The following is a 20,749-nucleotide window of genomic DNA, read 5'->3' on the forward strand; positions in this document are numbered from 1 at the left end:
GCTCACGCCGGGGCTTTGATGTCAGCGAAACGAACGTTTCGCTTACTTGCTGTCGCGGTTCTTGAGCGCGGTGCCGAGGATGTCGCCGAGCGTCGCACCCGAATCGGAGGAGCCGTACTGCGCGATGGCTTCCTTCTCTTCGGCGACTTCGAGCGCCTTGATCGACACCTGGACCTTGCGGGCCTTCTTGTCGAACTGGATCACGCGGGCATCGACCTTCTCGCCGACGGCAAAGCGTTCGGCGCGCTGGTCGTTGCGGTCACGCGCGAGCTCCGAGCGCTTGATGAAGGTGGTGAAGTCGGTACCGGCGATCTTCACCTCGATACCGCTCTCCTTCACTTCGAGCACTTCGCAGGTCACGACCGCGCCCTTCTTGACATCGCCCGGCTCGGCGAAGGGGTCGCCTTCGAGCTGCTTGATGCCGAGCGAGATACGCTCCTTCTCGACGTCCACATCGAGCACCACGGCCTTCACCATGTCGCCCTTCTTGTAGTTGTCGATCACCTGCTCGCCCGGAAGCTTCCAGTCGAGGTCGGAGAGGTGGACCATGCCGTCGACGTCGCCCTCGAGACCCAGGAACAGACCGAACTCGGTCTTGTTCTTGACCTCGCCCTCGACCACCGAACCGGTCGGGTGACCTTCGACGAAGACCTCCCAGGGGTTGCGCATGGTCTGCTTGAGGCCGAGCGAGATGCGGCGCTTGACGGAATCGACTTCGAGCACCTGCACTTCGACTTCCTGCGAGGTCGAGACGATCTTGCCGGGGTGCATGTTCTTCTTGGTCCACGACATCTCGGAGACGTGGATCAGGCCTTCGATGCCCGGCTCGAGCTCGACGAACGCACCGTAGTCGGTGATGTTGGTGACGCGGCCGGTGAAGCGGGCACCCAGCGGGTACTTGGCTTCGATGCCCTGCCACGGATCGTCCAGCAGCTGCTTCATGCCCAGCGAGATGCGGTGCGTCTCGTGGTTGATCTTGATGATCTTGACCTTCACGGTCTGGCCGATCGAGAGCACCTCGGTCGGGTGGTTGACGCGGCGCCACGCGATGTCGGTGACGTGCAGCAGGCCGTCGATGCCGCCGAGATCAACGAACGCACCGTAGTCGGTGATGTTCTTGACCACGCCGTCGATGACCTGACCCTCTTCGAGGTTCTGCACCAGCTCCTGGCGCTGCTCGGCGCGGGTCTCTTCCAGCACCGTGCGGCGGGAGACGACGATATTGCCGCGGCGGCGGTCCATTTTGAGGATCTGGAACGGCTGCGAGTTGTTCATCAGCGGCGCAACGTCGCGGATCGGACGGATGTCGACCTGCGAGCGCGGCAGGAAGGCCACGGCACCGTCGAGGTCGACGGTGAAGCCGCCCTTGACCTGGTTGAAGATGACGCCGTTGACCTTCTCGTTGTTCTGGAACGCCTTCTCGAGCTTGCCCCAGCTCTCTTCGCGGCGCGCCTTGTCGCGCGACAGCACGGCTTCGCCGAGGGCGTTCTCGATGCGATCGAGGAACACTTCCACCTCGTCGCCGACCTTGATCTCGCTGTCACGGCCGGGGCCGGAAAATTCGCGCAGGGCGACGCGGCCCTCGGTCTTCAGGCCGACGTCGATGACGGCCATGTCCTTTTCAATTGCAACCACCTTGCCCTTGACGACGGAGCTTTCCTGCAGGTTGCCACCTGCGAAGGACTCGTCGAGCATCGCGGCGAAATCGTCACGCGAGGGGCTATAGGTATCAGCAGAAGTCGAAGCCATTTGTTCTCCAGTTGCGGATGTCTTGCCGGCCGTTGGGTTCATGGGCGCATCGCACGCGCAGTGTCGGAAGGTCCGCAAGACCTTCGAGCGACCGCTTGCTGCCCCGGCTGGCACCGGAACGGCGGAAGCGGGCCGGCTGAGGCCCGCGCGTTCGATACGTGGAAATCTTTGTCCGGAGCCTCGATCGCACCGGTCCCGAAACAGGCGGACCGGGGTATCGACCTCAAAGAGCGGGAGCGGGCGCTTCCTCCAATGACGGCTGCGGCTTAACCCCGCGACCGGCCCGCTCGGACGGCCTCGATAATGTCGATGGCGGCCCGGACGCCGCCTTCTATATCCAGTTGGGAGTTATCTAGCAAGTAAGCATCGGGTGCGGGTTTCAGCGGCGCAATCGGCCGGTTCTTGTCGCGTTCGTCGCGCTGGATGATGTCGGCGAGCACGGCCGCCTCGTCCGCCGCCTCGCCCCGCGCCTTGGCCTCCATGGTGCGGCGGCGGGCGCGGACCTTGGGGTCCGCCACGACAAAGATCTTCACGTCGGCATGGGGGCAGATCACGGTTCCAATGTCCCGGCCGTCCAGCACCGCTCCCGGCGGATCGGCGGCGAATTGCCGCTGGAAATTGACCAGGACCTCGCGAACCCTTGGGATCGCCGAGACGATCGAGGCGCCCTCTCCGACCTTCTGGGTCTTCAGGGCGGGATCGCCGAACTTTTCCGGATCCAATTCCAGCGCCGCCGCAACCGCGGCCGCCTCGTCGCGGAGATCGTGGCCCGATTGCATCAGGGCATAGGCGACCGCGCGATAGATCACGCCGGTATCAAGATGACGATAACCGTAATGATGAGCGAGACGCTTGCCGAGCGTCCCCTTGCCCGAGGCCGCGGGCCCGTCGATGGCGATAATCATGAAAACTCGGCCCCAAGCGAACGCATCATCGGAATGAAATCCGGGAAACTGGTGGCGATGAAGGCGGTGTCGTCGACGGTCACGGGCTGGTCGGAGGCGCAGCCCATCACCAGCGCGGACATCGCGATGCGATGGTCCATGTGGGTGGCGACGGTGCCACCACCGGGAACGTGACCGCGGCCCTGGACGACCAGATCGTCGCCGGAGACCTCGACCTTGACGCCGTTGACGCGCAGCATCTCGGCGGTGGCCTCCAGGCGATCGGATTCCTTGACGCGCAGCTCCTGCAGGCCGCGCATGATGGTCGTGCCTTCGGCGAAGGAGGCCGCCACCGCCAGCACGAGATATTCGTCGATCATCGACGGCGCGCGCTCCGGCGGCACCTCGACGCCGCGCAGCTTCGACGCGCGCACGCGCAGCTGCGCCATCGGCTCACCGGCATCGCCGCGCACTTCGCTCTCCTCGATCGAAGCGCCCATTTCGCGCAGCGTGGTGAACAGGCCGGTGCGCAGCGGATTGGTCATGACATCCGACAGCACGACATCGGAGCCCTCGGCGATCAGCGCCGCAACGACCGGGAAGGCCGCCGAGGAGGGATCGGCGGGCACCACGACGTTGGCGCCATGCAGCTCGGGCTGGCCTTTGAGCGTGATGCGGCGGCCGTGCTGGCCCTCCTTGGTGGAGGTGATGTCGGCGCCGAAGTGCTTCAGCATCAGCTCGGTGTGGTCGCGACTGGCCTCGCTCTCGATGACCGTGGTGGCGCCCGGGGCGGCGAGGCCCGCGAGCAGCACGGCGGATTTGATCTGAGCCGAGGCGACCGGAGTCTTGTAGGTGATCGGCAGCGGATCGCGCGCGCCCTGGAGGGTCAGCGGCAGGCGGCCGCCCTCGCCGCCGGAGACGACCATGGAGCCCATCTTCTCGAGCGGGTCCAGGATCCGGCGCATGGGACGGCTGCGCAGCGAGGCGTCGCCGTCGAAGACCGCCGAGATCGGGCAGCCGGCGACGGCGCCCATGACCAGCCGGCAGCCGGTGCCGGAATTGCCGAAATCCAGCGCCGCCTTGGGCTGGGCGAAGCCTGCGACGCCTACGCCCTGTACCTTCCAGGCGAAATCGCCGGTGCGCTCGACGCTGGCACCCAGTGCCTGCATGGATTTGGCGGTGTTGAGGACGTCCTCGCCCTCCAGCAGGCCCGAAATCCGGGTCTCGCCGACCGCGAGCGCGCCCAGGATGAGGGCGCGGTGGGAGATCGACTTGTCCCCGGGCACCCGTACTTTCCCGGTCAGGGGACCGTTTGCGCGCGACTGAAGCGGCCTCGGTTGGTCGGAATGGGTCAAGATTGTGTCCTTGGATGTGCTCCGGAGAGCTGGGGCGCAGGTACCACATGGTCCGCGCCCCGTCACCGGCATGTCTTTCTCCCGTAATGCGCTATTGACAGCGGGCCGCCAACTAGCCAAGTGAAACACCGCTTTTCAGACATTCCCAGGATTCCTCTGCCGTGGCCAAGTCCGAACTCGGAACCAAACGTATTTGCCCGACCACGGGCAAGAAGTTCTATGACCTCAACAAGAATCCGGTGATCTCGCCCTATACCGGCGAAGTGGTCCCGATCGCGCCCGTGGCGCCTGCGCGCACGACTCGCGGCGCCGAAGCTCGCCACGCAGCGGCCGCGGACACCACGCCGGAGCCGGCGGAGGCCGAGGAATTGGTCTCCCTCGAGGAGGCCGATGCCGAGGAGAACACCGGCAAGGTCAAGGCCGTCGTGCCCGAATCGGAGGACGATATCGAGGTCGACGAGACCCTCGACGACGACGATGACGATGATTCGACCTTCATCGCCGACGAAGAAGAGGGCGATGAGGACGTTACCGACATCATTGGTGATGTCGGGGGCGATGAAGAGACTTGAGATCAGCCCTGATCTGTGAAAAAGGGTGCACCGCGCGAGTCGCCTAGGGCTCGCCGGCCGGGACGGATCCCCCAGGATCCTCCTCACTGGAAGACTTAAGGGGCCATAGCTCAGCTGGGAGAGCGCTTGCATGGCATGCAAGAGGTCGGCGGTTCGATCCCGCCTGGCTCCACCAGCCTTCGCGAAGCGAAGGCTGCCGCGCCGAAGCCCGCAGGGCGAAGGCGGGCTTTGAATTAAATCTCAACTACTCCCCGATCACCGCATTGAGCCGGTCGCGCAGCGCGACGATCTCGTCTTTCATCGCGACCAGCTCCGACACCGAGCAGTCCGACGCCGCCAGGATCGACTGCGGCACGGCGCGCGCCTTGTCTTTCAGCGCGTGGCCCTGCGGCGTCAGCGCGATCAGCACCTGGCGCTCGTCCTCGCTCGAGCGGGTGCGCTTGACGAGGTGGGCGGCCTCGAGGCGCTTCAGCAGCGGCGTCAGCGTGCCCGAATCCAGAAACAGCCTCTCCCCGATGTCCTTGACCGGCACGTCGTCGCGCTCCCACAGCACCAGCATCACCAGATATTGCGGATAGGTCAGGCCGAGGCGGTCGAGCAGCGGCTTGTAGACGCGATTGAAAGCGTGCGCGGCCGAATAGACCGCGAAGCAGATCTGGTTGTCGAGCCGCAGCGGCGCGTCCGCTGCCGATAGTTTCCGAGCCATGGAGAATCTCACGAGGTTTGTCCGCATTGTGGGGCCGCGCCGCCGTACATTCAATTGCGAACAATTAAATGTGAGACGTCGCAATTTCAATTGCGCACAATCTAATTGTCTGCGATAGACATCGCACCCCACCGAAACCCAGGGAGACGAAAATGTCCGTGAACGTCCTTTACAAGACCAGTGCAAAAGCCACCGGCGGCCGCGACGGCCATGCTGCGACCCTCGACGGCGCGCTCGACGTCAAGCTCACCACGCCGAAGGAGCTCGGCGGCGGCGGCGGCGCCGGCAACAATCCCGAGCAGCTGTTTGCGGCCGGCTACGCCGCCTGCTTCATCGGCGCGATGAAGTTCGTGGCCTCGCAGGGCGGCCCCAAGGTTCCCGCCGACGCCGCCGTCACCTCGACCGTCGGGATCGGCCCGCGCTCCGAAGGCGGCTTCGGCCTCGACATCGACCTCGCCGTCTCGCTGCCGGGCCTCGCCCGTGCCGAAGCCGAGGCGCTGGTCGCGAAGGCGCACCAGGTGTGCCCCTATTCCAATGCCACGCGCGGCAATGTCGACGTTCGCCTGACGGTCGTCTGATCAAACGGCGGATTGGCTGGCCCGGGATCCCCCTCGGGCCGGCCGCTTCCGTTTGAATTTGCCACCTCGCGGGATGGCCGCGCCGCGGCGCATACGGCTCCACGCCCGGCGCCATTGCTGGCGCAAATAAACCTCGCTAGGCCTGTGATCCAACGATCGACACAGGGGAAGCGAAGGCATGACTGAAGCCGTTATGGGTGCAATGAGCGGACTGCGCGTCATCGATCTCACGCGCGTGCTCGGCGGTCCCTACTGCACCCAGATCCTCGCCGACCATGGTGCCGACGTGATCAAGGTCGAGCCGCCCGCCGGCGACGAGGTGCGCGACTGGGGTCCTCCCTTCCACGACGAGGACGCGGCCTATTTCATCGGCATCAACCGCAACAAGCGCTCGATCGGCCTCGACCTCGCCTCCGAGGGCGGCCGCGTCGTGCTGCTCAAGATGCTGGAGACGGCCGACGTCCTGATCGAGAATTTCGAGCCGGGCACGCTGGAGAAATGGGGCATCGGCAACGAGGTGCTGCGCGAGAAATTCCCGCGCCTCGTGCATTGCCGGATCTGCGGCTTCGGCGCCGACGGCCCGCGCGGCGGCAATCCCGGCTATGACGCCATCATCCAGGCCATGACCGGCATGATCGCGGCGACCGGTTCGCCCGAGAGCGGGCCGATGCGGATCGGCGTGCCGCTGGTCGACATCACCACCGGGCTCTATGCAGCGATCGGCATCCTGATGGCGCTGTCGGAGCGGCAGCGCTCGGGCAAGGGCCAGTTCCTGGAGACCACGCTGTACGAGACCGGCCTTGCCATCATGCATCCGCACACCGCGAACTATTTCATGCATGGCAAGCCGCCGGGCCTCACCGGCAACGAGCATCCGAATCTCGTGCCTTATGCGATCTTCCCGACGAAGACCGACAACATCTTCATCGGCGTCGGCAATGACGGCACCTTCCGCAAGCTCGCCAAGGAGATCGGCAAGCCCGAGCTCGGCACCGATCCGCGCTTTGCCCGCAACAAGGACCGCATCGCCAATCGCGAGGCGCTGCGCGCCGAGCTTGCCGCGGTGTTCAGCCAGCACGAGGCCGAGCCGCTCTGCAATCGCCTGCTCGCGGCGGGCCTCCCCGCAGGTCCGGTGCAGAAGATCGACCAGGCGTTGACGAACCCGCACACGATCTACCGCGGCGATATTATCGAGAAGGACTGGTACAAGGGCGTCGCCTCGCCGATCCGGCTCGATCGCAGCAAGCCGAGCCTGCGCCGGCTGCCGCCGAAATTCAGCCAGCACTCGGCGGAGGTGCTGGGCGAGTTCGGATATTCCAAGGCCGAGATCGACGCGATGGTCGAGAAGGGCACGGTCTGCGGCCCCGAGCGCAAGCGCTAGGGCAACGATGCTGCGCTCCCTCTCCCGCCTGCGGGAGAGGGTTGGGGAGAGGGTGTCTCTGCAATGGGACAATCCCCCAGAGGAGAGAGCCCTCACCCGCGCCTTCGGCGCGACCTCTCCCGCAAGCGGGAGAGGTTTTGGAGCCCGCGGCCTGATCGTCGACCTCACACGAGCAATGCCGCACTGCGGCGCGACCCACGCGTGTGCAGCGCGAACGGACGACGCTGTCCGCGTCGCATTCGCCTATTTGACGACTTCCCTTTTCCAGCGCTTGCCGCTTTCGTTTCGGCCGCTTACACAGTCATGTGAACGTCATATGGCGCTGCTAGCGCAAGCGCTTCTTTATTGACGGCCAAGGGAGGTTTTCTTGATGGCACTTCGACACTTTGGGGCGGCTGCCGCATTTGCAATCACGGTCGGCATGTCGGCCTCGCCGGCCCTGGCCGTGACCGAAATCCAGTGGTGGCACGCGATGACCGGCGCCAACAACGACGTCATCGTCAAGCTTGCCACCGACTTCAACGCGTCGCAGAGCGACTACAAGGTCATCCCGACCTACAAGGGCAACTATCCCGACACGATGAACGCGGGCATCGCCGCGTTCCGTGCCGGCAACGCGCCGCACATCATGCAGGTGTTCGAAGTCGGCACCGCGACCATGATGGCCGCGACCGGCGCCGTGAAGCCCGTCTACAAGCTGATGGCCGACGCCGGCGAGAAGTTCGATCCCAAGATCTATCTGCCCGCCATCACCGGCTACTACTCCACGTCGAAGGGCGAGATGCTGTCGTTCCCCTTCAACTCGTCCTCGACCGTGATGTGGGTCAACCTCGACGAGTTCAAGAAGGTCAACGCCGAGATCCCGAAGACCTGGCCCGAAGTGTTCGAGGTCGCCAAGAAGCTGCACGACAACGGTCATCCGACCTGCGGCTTCTCCGGCTCATGGATCACCTGGGTCAACCTCGAGCAGCTCTCCGCCTGGCACAACGTGCCGCTCTCGACCAAGGCGAACGGCCTCGACGGCTTCGACACCAAGCTCGAGTTCAACGGCCCGCTCCAGGTCAAGCATCTCGAGAAGCTGGTCGAACTTCAGAAGGACAAGACCTACGACTACGCCGGCCGCACCAACACCGGCGAAGGCCGCTTCACCTCGGGTGAGTGCGCGATCTACCTGACGTCGTCGGCCTTCTTCGGCAACGTCAAGGCACAGGCCAAGTTCAACTTCAACGCCGTGCCGATGCCCTATTATCCCGACGTCAAGGGCGCGCCGCAGAACTCGATCATCGGCGGCGCTTCGCTCTGGGTCATGGGCGGCAAGTCGACCGAGGAATACAAGGGCGTCGCAAAATTCCTGACGTTCCTCTCCGACACCGATCGCCAGGTCTACATCCACAAGGCCTCCGGCTATCTGCCGATCACCAAGGCGGCCTATGAGAAGGCCAAGGCCGAGGGCTTCTACAAGGACCAGCCCTATCTCGAGACCCCGCTGCTCGAGCTGACCAACAAGGAGCCGACCGAGAACTCGCGCGGTCTGCGCCTCGGCAACATGGTGCAGCTGCGTGACGTCTGGTCGGAAGAGATCGAGCAGGCGCTGGCCGGCAAGAAGACCGCCAAGCAGGCGCTCGACGCCGCTGTCGAACGCGGCAACACGATGCTGCGGCAGTTCGAAAAGACCGCTGTGAAGTGAGGCATCGAAGCGGCAGGCCGCGACCCGGCCTGCCGCTTCTGCTGACATCATGCAAAAGCAAGCCATTTTCCAATCAAAGCTATTGCCTTACGCGCTGGTTGCGCCGCAGCTCGCGATCGTCCTGATTTTCTTCTACTGGCCGGCCCTGCAGGCGGTGATCCAGTCCTTCCTGCTCCAGGATGCCTTTGGCCTGTCGAGCACCTTTGTCTGGTTCGACAATTACATCGAGCTGTTCAGGGATCCCGCCTATTTCGAGGCGATCGTCCGGACGTTCTTCTTCTCGTTCGCGATCGCCGTCTCGTCGCTGTCCTTTGCGCTGCTGCTCGCCGTGATGGCCGACAAGCCGCTGGGCGGCTCGATGCTCTACCGCACGCTCCTGATCTGGCCCTATGCGGTCGCGCCGCCCGTGGTCGGCGTGCTTTGGATCTTCATGCTGCATCCCTCGCTCGGCGTGCTGTCGCGCTATCTGCGCGGCCTGGGCGTCGACTGGAATCCGCTGCTCGACGGCAACCAGGCCGCAGCGCTGATCATCCTCGCCGCCGCCTGGAAGCAGATCTCCTATAATTTCCTGTTCTTCCTCGCCGGCCTGCAAGCCATCCCGAAAAGCGTGTTCGAGGCCGCCGCGATTGACGGCGCGCGGCCGATGCGGCGGTTCTGGACCGTGACCTTCCCGCTGCTGTCGCCCACGATCTTCTTCCTGCTGGTCGTCAACATCGTCTACGCCTTCTTCGACACCTTCGGCATCATCGACACCATGACCCGCGGCGGGCCCGGAACATCGACGGTCACGCTGGTCTACAAGGTCTATTCCGACGGCCTGCTCGGCGGCAATCTCGGCAGCTCGGCGGCGCAATCGGTGATCCTGATGGTCATGGTCATCGTGCTGACGGGAATCCAGTTCCGCTTCGTCGAACGCAAGGTGACCTACTGATGGTCGAGGACGAGGGCATCAGGCGCTACGTCGCCCATTTCATTCTCTGGATCGGGATCGCGATCGTCGCATTCCCGGTCTACATCGCGATCGTCGCCTCGACCCAAGACAACGCACTGATCGCGAACGGGCAGATGTCGCTGCTGCCGGGCGGGCACTTCTTCGAGGTCTACTACCAGACCATCTTCGTCGGCACGAGCGGCTCGACCCGCGAGCCCGTCGGCAACATGATGCTCAATTCGCTGGTGATGGCGCTGGCGATCGCGATCGGCAAGATCGCGATCTCGATCATCTCGGCCTATGCGATCGTGTATTTCCGCTTTCCGTTCCGGATGCCGATCTTCTGGATCATCTTCATCACCCTGATGCTGCCGGTCGAGGTCCGCATCTATCCGACCTACAAGATCGTTGCCGATTTGCACATGCTCGACAGCTATGCGGGCCTGTCGCTGCCGCTAATCGCGTCCGCCACCGCGACGCTGCTGTTCCGCCAGTTCTTCATGACCGTGCCGGACGAATTGCTGGAGGCCTCGCGCATCGACGGCGCCGGTCCCTTGCGCTTCTTCTGGGACACGCTGCTGCCGCTGTCGCGCACCAACATGGCGGCGCTGTTCGTGATCCTGTTCATCCTCGGCTGGAATCAATATCTCTGGCCGCTGCTCATCACCACCCGCGACGACATGCAGACCATCCAGGTCGGCATCCGCAAGATGATCACCACCACCGACGCGCTGACCGAATGGCCGATCGTGATGGCGACCGCCGTGCTGGCCATGCTGCCGCCGGTGTTCGTCGTCGTCGCCATGCAGAGACTGTTCGTGCGCGGCCTGGTCGAGACGGAAAAGTAGGTTCTTGGAAGTGAGTTTTCATGGCTAACGTCACCCTGCGCAATGTCCGCAAGACCTACACCGGCGGCTTCGAGGCCATCAAAGGCGTCAACGTCGATGTCGCCGACGGGCAGTTCTGCGTGCTGGTCGGCCCCTCCGGCTGCGGCAAGTCCACGCTGCTGCGCATGGTTGCGGGGCTCGAGACCGTCACCGGCGGCGAGATCGACATCGGCGGCCGCGTCGTCAACCAGATCGAGCCCGCCGATCGCGACATCGCGATGGTGTTCCAGAACTACGCGCTCTATCCGCATATGAGCGTCTACAACAACATGGCTTACGGCCTGCGCAACCGCGGCATGGCGGAAGCCGAGATCAAGACCCGCGTCGAGGAAGCCGCGCGCGTGCTCGAGCTCACATCGATGCTGGAGCGCAAGCCGCGCCAGCTCTCCGGCGGCCAGCGCCAGCGCGTCGCGATGGGTCGCGCCATCGTGCGCCAGCCGAAGGTGTTTTTGTTCGACGAGCCGCTGTCGAACCTCGATGCCAAGCTGCGCATCGCGATGCGCGTCGAGATCCGCAAATTGCAGCGCCGGCTCAACACGACCTCGATCTACGTCACCCACGACCAGCTCGAGGCGATGACGCTCGCCGACGTTCTCGTCGTGATGAACGGCGGACAGGTCGAGCAGGTCGGCAATCCCTTGGCGATCTACGAGAAGCCGGCCACGACCTTCGTCGCCGCCTTCATCGGGGCACCGCCGATGAATCTGATGTCGACGCGCTCCGACGAAATCAAATCGCAGCTCGGTGGCAGTGCGGCTGAGGCCGGCGTCCTCGGCATCCGCCCGGAAGATTTCGTCATCACCGACCAGACCCCGGCCGGCGGCGTCGCCCTGCCGCTCACCGTGGAAGCGATCGAGCGCGTCGGCGCCGAGACCTTCGTCTACGGTTCCCGCGAGCAGGAAGACCAGCGCGTCGCCGCCACGCCCGGCGAGCTGCCGCCCGGCGAGGTCATCGTCCGCATCCCCGGCACCGAGGCGCCAGCGATCGGGGCAAGAATCCGGGTCGCCGCGATACGGCCGAAGCTGCACCTTTTCAGCGACGACGGGCGGACGCGGCTGGAGGCCTGAGCGGTTCCGCGGGGCCGCTCGATCAAAAACCGCGAAAACAACCCCATGCACAGTAGAAGGGGCCTGTTTTCATTGGGATAAATCGTCGGTCAGATTCGTCATGACCCGGGGCTGCTCCTGGCTACGATGATCCTGGAGCATCTATGCGATGTTGGGCCAGGCGCCGCTGGAAGCAATGAATCCACAGCCCAGCGCTACGTCCTTGAACCACCACGGGGATATGCCCATATTGCTGACCAAGGGGCGCCGCTTCCGGGCCCTGAAATGCCAAAGTCGCTTCGAGAGGACTTTGTAAACTATGTCTCGTGTTCCCACGTTATCCAGTCCGTTCCTTCTGGGCTTCGACGAGATCGAGCGCGTGCTCGATCGGGTCGTCAAAGGCGCCGACGGTTACCCTCCCTACAATATCGAGAGGTGCGACCGGTCGGACGGCCAGCCCGAGCGTTTGCGCATCACGCTGGCGGTCGCCGGATTCACGCGCGACCAACTCGATGTAACCATTGAGGAAAACCAGCTCGTGATCCGCGGGCGGCAGCAGGACGACAAGACCCGGCAATACATCCATCGCGGCATCGCCGCGCGCCACTTCCAGCGCACCTTCGTGCTGGCGGAGGGGATGCTGGTGCTGGGTGCGGATCTGAAGAACGGGTTGTTGTCGATCGACCTGGCCCGGCCTGAACCGGAGAGGATCGTTAAGACAATCGCTATCAATGAGCACGAATAATGGAACGAGTAGCGGACTCGACCGCTTAGTTTCTGTGAAGGAGTCGAGACCATGAGTGAAGGTCACGTTGCGTTCGAATACGAAGCCAAGAACGTCTCTCCGGAGACGCTGGCAACCCTCGGCGAAGGCCATATCGCCTATGTGAAGCAGATCCGCTCCGAGGACGTGCCTGGGCTATTCCCCGAGGCTCCGAAGATTGCGCCCGGCCTGAAGCTCTTCGCGCTCCACGCCGCCGATGGCACGCCGATCATGCTGACCGACAGCCGCGAAGCCGCGGTCGCCAACGCCTGGAGCAACGAGCTGCAAGCCGTCAGCGTGCACTGAGCGCACGCGCGTCGCACGAATAGGATTTCAGCGGGCATGCCTTCGCACGAAGGCGTGCCCGTTTCTATTTGGGCGACAGATCGCCTGCACTCTCGCAATGACGGAGTGTGAGGCTACTGCCCTACCCACGCGTCATTTCAGAAAGCCAAGCCCTTCGCGCGCGGTGTCGGTGGCCCATTTATCGGTCGGCGGCAGCGCGAGCACGCTGTTGAAATCCGCGCGCGCATGTTTGGCGTCGGACATCATCATGTAGAGCAGGCCGCGATTAGCCAGCACATCCTGGTTTTTGGGATCGAGTCGAAGCGCCTCGTTGTAGTCGGCGAGCGCGCGATCGTGCTGTCCCATGTCGCGAAACGCAGCGGCGCGATTGTTGTAGGCCGTCGAATTGCCGGGCTGAAGCCTGATCGCTTCGTCGAAATCGGCGATGGCATGTTTGTCGTCGCCCTTCTTGTGCCAGGCGACGGCGCGCGCCAGATAGGCCTTCACGAAAGCCGGAGCGATCCGTGTGACTTCGTCAAACTCCCGGATGGCCCCATCGGGGTCGTCCTTTTTCAGGAGGACGACGGCCCGGCAATAATGGCCGCCGGCACTCCCGGGCTCCAGACGGACCGCGCTGTTGCAGTCGTCGAGAGCCTCGTCGATCTCGCCTTTGTCGAAATGGACGGCGCTTCGCAGCTCGTAGGGCCACGCGGCCGCCGGATTCCGCTGCATGGCCTCGGTGTAATCGGCGACGGCGTGATCGGTGTCGCCCTTCGCCGCATACGCCTCCCCTCTCATGACAGTCGCAAAATAGGCTTGTTTGGGATTGCGTTCGATCGCCTCGGTGAACCCGGCGATCGCGAGATCGAAGTCGCGCCTGTTGAAATATTCCTGCGCCCGCGATGTGTAAGACGGTCCGTAGCCGGGATCGAGGCGAATGGCCTCGTTGTAGTCGGCCAAAGCGCGATCGCGATCGCCTTTGGCCGAATAGGCGCGACCGCGGCAGTTATAGGCCCGCCCGAAATTCGGATCGATCCGTATCGCAGCGCTGCAGTCCTCGAAGGCGCGGTCCTTGTCCCGCTTCATGTACCAGGCTTCGCCACGCAGCTCGTAAGCGACCGCATTGGTCGGGTCGGCTACAATGATCTCGGTCTTTTCCGCGATGACGCGGTCGTTGGATGCCTCGTCGGCATGGGCCACGGCCGTGGCGGCCATGGTGACCGAGCAAAGCAGGCCGAAGACCCGGCCGATCGAACCGCAAACCATATCTCAAACTCCTGCGCCGAAGCCGTGCCGGTCGCCGGTGGATATGGTGACGAGATATCACAGCGCCCGGCTGCGAAATAAGTCGCAGACGGCGCGGCTTCGGTTCGAACGGGTGAGGGTTACGCCGCAGGCGCCGCCACACATTCGGGCAAGCAAACCTGTGCCGGTTTTGCTTTGCATCTCGCGGCTGGTAGATCGTCGCCATGAACATGATCGCACCCGTCCCGGTCACCAAATTGGAGATTTCGTCCGGCACACCGCTTTGTGACGCCCTGCTTGCGCTCAACAACGGCCACGCAGAGGAGTTGTCATGGCTCGAACGCGAGCGGCTGCAAGACCTCGTCGCGCAAGCCTTCTACGCCCGCAGGATCGGCAATCTCGATGCTTTCATGATCGCATTGGACCAGGACGGACAATACGACAGCCCGAACTTCCTGTGGTTTCGATCCCGCTACGCGCGCTTTGTCTATGTCGACCGGATCGTGGTCGCAGCTTCCGCTCGAGGCATGGGATGCGCGCGCCGGCTTTATGCCGATCTGTTCGATCGCGCGGCCGAGGCCGGGTACGATCGCATTGTCTGCGAAGTTAACCAGCAGCCTCCGAATCCGGCGTCGGATGCCTTTCACGCTGCATTGGGATTTGCCGAGGTCGGCCGCGCAAGCATCCACAAGGGCAGCAAAACGGTACGCTATCTGTCGCGCACCCTCTAAACGCACTCAAGAAAGCAGATCGGGCGGCCTTAGGCCGCCGTCGCCGGCGGCAGCGCAAGCACCGAGTAGATCGCCTGCGCGTCGCGCGAGGCGCGCAGCTTCTTGGCGATGTCCTGGTCGCGCAAAAGGCGGGCGATGCGGGCGAGCGCCTTGAGATGATCGGCGCCGGCCCCTTCGGGGGCAAGCAGCAAGAAGACGAGATCGACCGGCTGGCCGTCCATCGATTCGAAATCGATCGGGCGATCGAGGCGCGCGAACAGGCCGAAGATCTTTTCCAGCTTGGGCAGCTTGCCGTGGGGAATCGCGACGCCATAGCCGACCGCGGTGGTGCCGAGCTTCTCCCGCTGCAGCAGCACCTCGAACACGGCGCGCTCGTTCTGCCCGGTCAGCTCGGCAGCCTTGGCCGCGAGCTCCTGCAAGGCCTGCTTCTTGCTGTTGACCTTCAATGCCGGGAGAATCGCCTCGGGTGCGACCAGATCGGTAATCGGCATGGAGGGTTTCCGAGGTGAATTAAACCGTCAGGTTCCGAATTGGCCAGCTTGGAGAGAAACCACGCCGGGCCGGCGTCAAGAAGGTGAAGCAGGAGGGGGACTTAGCCCCGGTCCTGATGTGGGGCGCTTCTACTCCAACGCAATCCCGGTGCCAACTCCTGCGTGCGGCTTTGCCCCGGTCATTGTTAAGGCCTGCGGATCGTACGGGGCCCGAATCCGGCCCTAACCGCCCACTTTGCCATCGGCCTTGCCTCCGGGCGGGTCGACCCAGCCCACATTGCCGTCGGCCCGGCGGTAAATGATGTTCACCCGGCCGCTGGAGCCATGCTGGAACACCAGGCAGGGTGCCCCGCTGAGGTCGAGTTCCATGACGGCTTCGCTGACCGACAGCTGCTTCAGCGAGGTGGTTGCCTCGGCGATGATCACCGGGCTGTAGCCGGTGACCTCGTCCTCGTCCTCACCCTCGCCCGGCGCCTCCAGCACGTAGCTGGTGGCGTCCATGGCCGCGAGAGCGGCGGAGGCGACATGGGCCTTGCGGGCCGAGCGGTCCTTGAGCCGGCTCTTGTAGCGCTTGAGCCGCTTCTCGATCATCACGAGCGCCTGGTCGGCGCTGGCATAGGCATCCGGCGCGTTCGAATCGGCCTCCAGCGTAATTCCCGAATCGAGATGCAGCGCGCAATCGGTCCGGAAGCCGAAGCCATCCTTGCTCAGCGTGATGTGGCCGGAATAATTGCCGTCGAAATATTTGCGCAGGACCTCTTCGGTCCGGTCGGAAACGCGGCCGCGCAGGGCCTCGCCGACACTGACGCTCTTTCCCGAAATGCGGAGAGTCATGTGAACCTCACCTGGTTAGGTTCTTGTCTGCGCGTGATCCATGCGGACAACCGCTGCACACCTGGCGCTGGCGCGGCCCTCCGGGTCCGGATCATGCGCGCGCATGGATCGGTCTCGATGGGAGATTGAGAGTAGCGCGATTTGGCGCCAGCGCAATCAGGCCGGCTCTGGGTTGCGGGAGCGATCGGACATTGCGGTAGAGAGGACGTTACCAAGAGCGCTCTGCTTGTCGCGGCGACGTTGCACCGAGGAAGGAATGCGCATGGCTTCGCGGTACTTCGCGACCGTGCGGCGGGCAATATCAATGCCCGAGGCGCGTAACCGTTCCACGATGGTATCATCCGACAGGATCGCGGCCGGCGCTTCCGAATCGATCAGCTGCTTGATGTGGTGGCGCACGGCTTCGGCCGAATGCGCCTCGCCGCCGTCGGCCGAGGCGATCGAGGCGGTGAAGAAATATTTCAGCTCGAACGTGCCGCGGTTGGTCGCCATGTATTTGTTGGCGGTGACGCGCGACACCGTGGATTCATGCATCTGGATGGCGTCGGCGACGGCCTTCAGGTTCAGCGGCCGCAGGTGCGCGACGCCATGGGTGAAGAAGCCGTCCTGCTGGCGCACGATCTCGGTTGCAACTTTCAGGATGGTGCGGGCGCGCTGGTCGAGCGCGCGCACGAGCCAGGTCGCGTTCTGGAGCGCGTCGGTGAAATAGGACTTGTCGCCGTCCTTGCCGATCTTCTTCGACAGCTCGGAATAGTAGGTCTGGTTGACCAGCACGCGCGGCAAGGTGTCGCTGTTGAGCTCGACATGCCAGCCGCCGTCCGGACCCGGACGGACATAGACATCGGGCACCATGGTCTGGAGCCGCGCCGCGCCGAACTTCATGCCGGGCTTGGGGTTGAGACGGCGGATCTCGCCGATCATGTCGGCGATGTCCTCGTCGTCGACGCCGCAAACCTTGCGCAAGCCCGCGATGTCGCGCTTGGCGAGGAGATCGAGATGCTCGACCAGCGCCTGCATCGCCGGGTCGTAGCGGTCGAGCTCGCGGAGCTGGATCGCCAGGCATTCGCTCAAATTGCGCGCGCAGACGCCGGGCGGATCGAATTTTTGCAGCACGGCCAGGACGCCCTCGACCTCCTGCTGCGAGGCGCCAAGTCGCTCGGCGGCCTGGCCGAGATCCGGCGGCAGATAGCCGGCCTCGTCGACGAGATCGATCAGGTACTGGCCGATCATGCGCTGCGCGGGTGCGGTGAATGCGACCGAGAGCTGCTCGGCGAGATGGTCGCCGAGCGTGACCTCGGCGGCGACGAACGCCTCGAGATTGTAGTCCTCGTCGCCGGAGGCGCCGCCGCCCCACTCCGTGTAGGTGGTCGGCGCGGCGTCCTGGGCGTTGCGCGCCGCGGCCTCGGCCGGCTCCTCGGAGAAGACGTTGTCCAGGCCCGTGTCCAGGGTCTGCTCGATCTCGGCGCGGGTGCCGAGATTCTTGCTCATCCATTCTTCCTGGCCCGGCTCGAACGCCTCGCCCGGACCCCCGCCCGGCTCGTCGTTATGGCCGCCGTCGGAATCGCTGAACTGGCCGGCCTCGGCCGGGGCTTCGCCGCCGGAGGCCTCGTCATTGGCCCGCTCCAGCAGCGGATTACGCTCGAGTTCCTCTTCCACGAAGGTCGTGAGATCGAGATTGGACAATTGCAGCAGCTTGATCGCCTGCATCAGCTGCGGCGTCATGACCAGCGACTGCGATTGCCGGAACTCTAATCTCTGCGTGAGCGCCATGAAGCAAGAACCGATCCCAAAAGTTGGTCCGATTTTTGCTTATCCTAGTCTGAGCCCGATGTACACGTCTTGACGTAGCGCAAAAACAGGCTAGAGGCGGAATTCCTCGCCAAGGTAAAGGCGGCGAACATCCGGATCGGCGACGATCTCATCCGGGCTGCCCTCGGTCAAGATTTCCCCGGCATAGACGATATAGGCACGGTCGGTGAGGCCGAGCGTCTCGCGCACATTGTGGTCGGTGATGAGCACGCCGATGCCGCGATTGGTGAGATGGCGGACGAGATCCTGGATGTCGCCGACCGCGATCGGATCGATGCCGGCGAAGGGCTCGTCGAGCAGCATGTAGTTCGGACGCGTCGCCAGCGCGCGCGCGATCTCGACGCGGCGCCGCTCGCCGCCGGACAACGCGATCGACGGTGATTTGCGCAGGCGCGTGATGTTGAATTCGTCGAGCAGCGAGTCGAGCTGCTGCTCACGCTTCTTGCGCGAAGGCTCGACCACTTCGAGCACGGCGCGGATGTTCTGCTCGACGGTGAGGCCGCGGAAGATCGAGGCTTCCTGCGGCAGATAGCCGATGCCGAGCCGCGCGCGCTGATACATCGGCAGCTTGGTGACGTCGTGGCCGTCGAGCTCGATCGCGCCGCGATCGGCCTTGATCAGGCCGGTAATCATGTAGAACACGGTGGTCTTGCCGGCGCCGTTCGGGCCGAGCAGGCCGACCGCTTCGCCCCGGCGCACATAGATGCTGACGCCGCGCACCACCTGGCGGCTGCCGAAGGCCTTTTCCACGCTATGCACAGCCAGGAAGCCCGGCCGCTTCAGAAGCTGCGGCCCGCCGGCGCCGTTCGGCCTGGCGGCGGCCCTGACCGGGTGGACCGCCTGCGCCCGCGGCGGCTCGGTTTGATAATCGGCCTGAAAGTGGTCGGGCGCGTGCATCGGCTGGTCCCGGGCGATCGGCGGCGCGTCGCGCACGGGGCTCGCCACCAGCCCGCCGACGCTGTCACCGAGCGCGGTGATGTCCTGACGCGCAAATCCTGGCCGGCCGCGCTTGGCGGGGCGCCGACGGAACATGCTGAAAAGATCGACCATCCCCGCCTTCTAGCCTCGCGCAGTTTTTTGCGCGGTCTTCGCGCGATCTGCCGCAGCGGCGTTACGATTCGCCGACGCAGCATGGGTGAAGGGATGTCTCATGCCCAGTGAAACACGCCCGGTAAGCGGAGGACCCCGCTTCGAAAGCCCTGCGCGCTAGATACAGTCTCGCCGGGCAAGCTTCAACCTCGGATCGGGAGCGCCCGACACAAGCTGTTGAATTTACTTCGGTTTAGTTGCGCCGGGCAATTGCAGGGCTGGACCTGAGCCAGGGCCCGCCTGCGTTCCGCACTTGCTGTTCTGGTCGAACAGGCCCCGTACCTTGCCGCTGTCCGACTCCACCCGCGAGACGCCTGTGGTCATGTCGACCACCAATCGGTCGCCCTGTAGCACGTTCTTGCACTGCGTCAGGACCACCTGACCCGTGCCGCCGAGCATGGTGATGAGGTTGGTCTTGGTGTCGAACACGGCGGTGTCGCCTGTGACCACCTGGTCCTTCTGGGTGACCACGACATTGCCGCGCGCCTCCAGCCGCTTGATCGAGGAACTGCCGCCCGGGCCCGGCGTCGCCGACTGCATCGGGGCCGCCTTGGCCCCCTTCGCCGCGGGCTGCGGCGTCGCCGGCTTGTCGCCGCCGGATTCGTAGAACACCACCAGCGTCTTCGAGGTCATGGTGGTGTCGCCCTGGATGACCTTCACGTTGCCGGCGAAGGTCGCCTCCTTCTTCTTGTCGCGCATCTCGAGCGAAGCGGCCTCGATCTGGATCGGCTGATCGCGGTTCTGCGAGAAGCCCTGCATCGCATTCGGCACGCCTTGCATCGTGCTCTGTGCGACCGCCGCGCCCGTTGCCATCAGCGCGACAGTGGCGGCTAGCGCGGCCGCACCGATGGCGGCGCACCGTTTGCTGTCGTTGCGCGGGAAAAACCTGATCATGAAAATCACTTTGAATTGGCGGACTTGTTCTGCGGCGTACGTGTCTTCACCGGCGGCGTCGGCTCGGCCGGCGCGGGCTGAGCAGCGGCGGGGTCATCCAGCTTGTCCAGATGCATCACCACATTGCCCTCGAAGCGGATGAGATCGCCGCCTTCCGTGATGCGCAGCCGATCCGCGGTCAGCGTGCCGTTGGTCAGCTTGACGTCGACACGTTCGTCCGACGAGACCGTGCCCTTGCCCATGTCGACGAAGGCCGAGTTCAGCCGCGCCTCATAGCCGGTCGAGGTGCGCAGGAAGATGTCCTTGTGCAGGTCGAGCTGCTGCTGCTTGTTGTCGAAGCGGCCGGTGCGGGCATCAAGGAACAGGGTCGATTGATCTTCCATCAGGACCTTTGCGCGAAGGTCCGAGAGATCGACATGGTCGGGGTCGGTGATGTCCTGCGTCGCGGTCTTGGCCCAGAGCTCGTACGGCCGCCGGTCCGGCGTGTAGCCGGCGAGGTGCGGCGATTCCATCGTGATCTTGGTGCCCGATACCACCAGGTTTCCGGAATCGAGCGGCAGCTTCGGCAACAGCATGCGAAATGGATTGAAGATCGAGACGCCGACGATGGCGGCCAGGGACAACAGCACCGCGCCCGGGACCGCGACGCGCAGAATCCGCACCAGGCGGCTGTGGCGCGCCGCGCTGGCAAACTTCGCCGCAAGCGCGGCGTCGTAGGTGGGATTCTGGGCCGAATTCACCTGGGCTCCTGAGGTGTCGCTCGCCTGGTCCGGTCAAGTGCGCGCCATTGTACCCGGCGCCGCCTGAATATGCAGCCTCGGACAGGCCGATA

General features: G+C 64.4%; 21 protein-coding genes and 1 tRNA gene. 11 read left to right on the forward strand and 11 right to left on the reverse strand.

Annotated elements, in window-relative coordinates; translation table 11 throughout:
* Positions 1-42: 42 nt before the first annotated feature.
* The 3 genes from rpsA to aroA form a co-directional block, all read right to left on the reverse strand.
* On the reverse strand, positions 43-1,749 hold the full coding sequence (gene rpsA / locus ACFLEY_RS46805; RefSeq protein ID WP_027546860.1) for a 30S ribosomal protein S1: 1,707 nt from the start codon (positions 1,747-1,749) through the stop codon (positions 43-45).
* 266 nt (positions 1,750-2,015) lie between these two features.
* Positions 2,016-2,654 (reverse strand): (d)CMP kinase, encoded by a 639-nt coding sequence (gene cmk, locus ACFLEY_RS46810; protein ID WP_011083564.1) that lies wholly within the window; start codon positions 2,652-2,654, stop codon positions 2,016-2,018.
* The gene (aroA, locus tag ACFLEY_RS46815) at positions 2,651-3,988 is read right to left on the reverse strand and encodes a 3-phosphoshikimate 1-carboxyvinyltransferase (protein WP_060909562.1); all 1,338 of its coding nucleotides are present in this window, start codon (positions 3,986-3,988) and stop codon (positions 2,651-2,653) included. Before aroA ends, cmk begins: the two co-directional genes overlap by 4 nt.
* Before the next feature lie 161 nt (positions 3,989-4,149).
* Between aroA and ACFLEY_RS46820 the strand changes: the two genes are divergently transcribed.
* Both ACFLEY_RS46820 and ACFLEY_RS46825 read left to right on the forward strand, forming a co-directional pair.
* Entirely contained in the window at positions 4,150-4,560 is a 411-nt protein-coding gene (locus ACFLEY_RS46820; protein ID WP_011083562.1) for a TIGR02300 family protein, read from the forward strand.
* A gap of 99 nt (positions 4,561-4,659) precedes the next feature.
* Positions 4,660-4,735, forward strand: a tRNA-Ala gene (locus ACFLEY_RS46825).
* Positions 4,736-4,804: 69 nt separating this feature from the next.
* Here the strand turns inward: ACFLEY_RS46825 and ACFLEY_RS46830 are convergent.
* The gene (locus ACFLEY_RS46830) at positions 4,805-5,266 is read right to left on the reverse strand and encodes a MarR family winged helix-turn-helix transcriptional regulator (protein WP_028172490.1); all 462 of its coding nucleotides are present in this window, start codon (positions 5,264-5,266) and stop codon (positions 4,805-4,807) included.
* Between the two features lie 152 nt (positions 5,267-5,418).
* On the opposite strand from ACFLEY_RS46830, the gene ACFLEY_RS46835 reads away from it, so the two are divergent.
* From ACFLEY_RS46835 to ACFLEY_RS46870, 8 genes are all read left to right on the forward strand, one after another.
* Positions 5,419-5,844 (forward strand): organic hydroperoxide resistance protein, encoded by a 426-nt coding sequence (locus ACFLEY_RS46835; RefSeq protein ID WP_011083560.1) that lies wholly within the window; start codon positions 5,419-5,421, stop codon positions 5,842-5,844.
* A 178-nt stretch (positions 5,845-6,022) separates the two neighbouring features.
* A complete protein-coding gene (locus ACFLEY_RS46840) occupies positions 6,023-7,225 on the forward strand; it encodes a CaiB/BaiF CoA transferase family protein (protein ID WP_396604461.1) in 1,203 nt (400 codons plus the stop codon).
* 370 nt (positions 7,226-7,595) lie between these two features.
* A complete protein-coding gene (ugpB, locus tag ACFLEY_RS46845) occupies positions 7,596-8,912 on the forward strand; it encodes a sn-glycerol-3-phosphate ABC transporter substrate-binding protein UgpB (protein WP_060909563.1) in 1,317 nt (438 codons plus the stop codon).
* Positions 8,913-8,961: 49 nt separating this feature from the next.
* A complete protein-coding gene (gene ugpA, locus ACFLEY_RS46850) occupies positions 8,962-9,843 on the forward strand; it encodes a sn-glycerol-3-phosphate ABC transporter permease UgpA (RefSeq protein WP_060909564.1) in 882 nt (293 codons plus the stop codon).
* Positions 9,843-10,691, forward strand: a complete 849-nt coding sequence (gene ugpE, locus ACFLEY_RS46855) for a sn-glycerol-3-phosphate ABC transporter permease UgpE (RefSeq protein ID WP_011083556.1) — start codon at positions 9,843-9,845, stop codon at positions 10,689-10,691. Before ugpA ends, ugpE begins: the two co-directional genes overlap by 1 nt.
* A 20-nt stretch (positions 10,692-10,711) precedes the next feature.
* Entirely contained in the window at positions 10,712-11,797 is a 1,086-nt protein-coding gene (locus ACFLEY_RS46860) for a sn-glycerol-3-phosphate import ATP-binding protein UgpC (RefSeq protein ID WP_060909565.1), read from the forward strand.
* 298 nt (positions 11,798-12,095) lie between these two features.
* Positions 12,096-12,521: an Hsp20 family protein gene (locus ACFLEY_RS46865; RefSeq protein WP_011083554.1), complete on the forward strand. Its 426-nt coding sequence runs from the start codon at positions 12,096-12,098 to the stop codon at positions 12,519-12,521.
* Positions 12,522-12,572: 51 nt separating this feature from the next.
* Positions 12,573-12,845: a DUF1150 domain-containing protein gene (locus tag ACFLEY_RS46870; protein ID WP_011083553.1), complete on the forward strand. Its 273-nt coding sequence runs from the start codon at positions 12,573-12,575 to the stop codon at positions 12,843-12,845.
* A gap of 132 nt (positions 12,846-12,977) precedes the next feature.
* Here the strand turns inward: ACFLEY_RS46870 and ACFLEY_RS46875 are convergent, their stop codons facing one another.
* Entirely contained in the window at positions 12,978-14,090 is a 1,113-nt protein-coding gene (locus tag ACFLEY_RS46875; RefSeq protein WP_060909566.1) for a tetratricopeptide repeat protein, read from the reverse strand.
* 203 nt (positions 14,091-14,293) lie between these two features.
* Between ACFLEY_RS46875 and ACFLEY_RS46880 the strand changes: the two genes are divergently transcribed.
* Positions 14,294-14,800, forward strand: coding sequence for a GNAT family N-acetyltransferase (locus ACFLEY_RS46880; RefSeq protein ID WP_082755703.1), 507 nt, complete (start codon positions 14,294-14,296; stop codon positions 14,798-14,800).
* A 29-nt stretch (positions 14,801-14,829) separates the two neighbouring features.
* On the opposite strand, the gene ptsN is transcribed toward ACFLEY_RS46880, so the two are convergent.
* The 6 genes from ptsN to lptC form a co-directional block, all read right to left on the reverse strand.
* Positions 14,830-15,291: a PTS IIA-like nitrogen regulatory protein PtsN gene (gene ptsN, locus ACFLEY_RS46885; RefSeq protein WP_011083550.1), complete on the reverse strand. Its 462-nt coding sequence runs from the start codon at positions 15,289-15,291 to the stop codon at positions 14,830-14,832.
* Positions 15,292-15,513: 222 nt separating this feature from the next.
* A complete protein-coding gene (gene hpf / locus ACFLEY_RS46890; protein WP_060909567.1) occupies positions 15,514-16,125 on the reverse strand; it encodes a ribosome hibernation-promoting factor, HPF/YfiA family in 612 nt (203 codons plus the stop codon).
* 156 nt (positions 16,126-16,281) lie between these two features.
* Positions 16,282-17,895 (reverse strand): RNA polymerase factor sigma-54, encoded by a 1,614-nt coding sequence (gene rpoN / locus ACFLEY_RS46895; RefSeq protein WP_211433367.1) that lies wholly within the window; start codon positions 17,893-17,895, stop codon positions 16,282-16,284.
* A 90-nt stretch (positions 17,896-17,985) separates the two neighbouring features.
* A complete protein-coding gene (gene lptB / locus ACFLEY_RS46900) occupies positions 17,986-18,984 on the reverse strand; it encodes an LPS export ABC transporter ATP-binding protein (protein WP_011083547.1) in 999 nt (332 codons plus the stop codon).
* A gap of 222 nt (positions 18,985-19,206) precedes the next feature.
* Entirely contained in the window at positions 19,207-19,917 is a 711-nt protein-coding gene (locus tag ACFLEY_RS46905; RefSeq protein WP_060912802.1) for an LptA/OstA family protein, read from the reverse strand.
* 5 nt (positions 19,918-19,922) lie between these two features.
* On the reverse strand, positions 19,923-20,657 hold the full coding sequence (lptC, locus tag ACFLEY_RS46910) for an LPS export ABC transporter periplasmic protein LptC (RefSeq protein ID WP_011083545.1): 735 nt from the start codon (positions 20,655-20,657) through the stop codon (positions 19,923-19,925).
* Positions 20,658-20,749: the final 92 nt, after the last annotated feature.

This window comes from Bradyrhizobium sp. YCK136 (assembly GCF_044570075.1).
Taxonomy (GTDB): domain Bacteria; phylum Pseudomonadota; class Alphaproteobacteria; order Rhizobiales; family Xanthobacteraceae; genus Bradyrhizobium; species Bradyrhizobium diazoefficiens.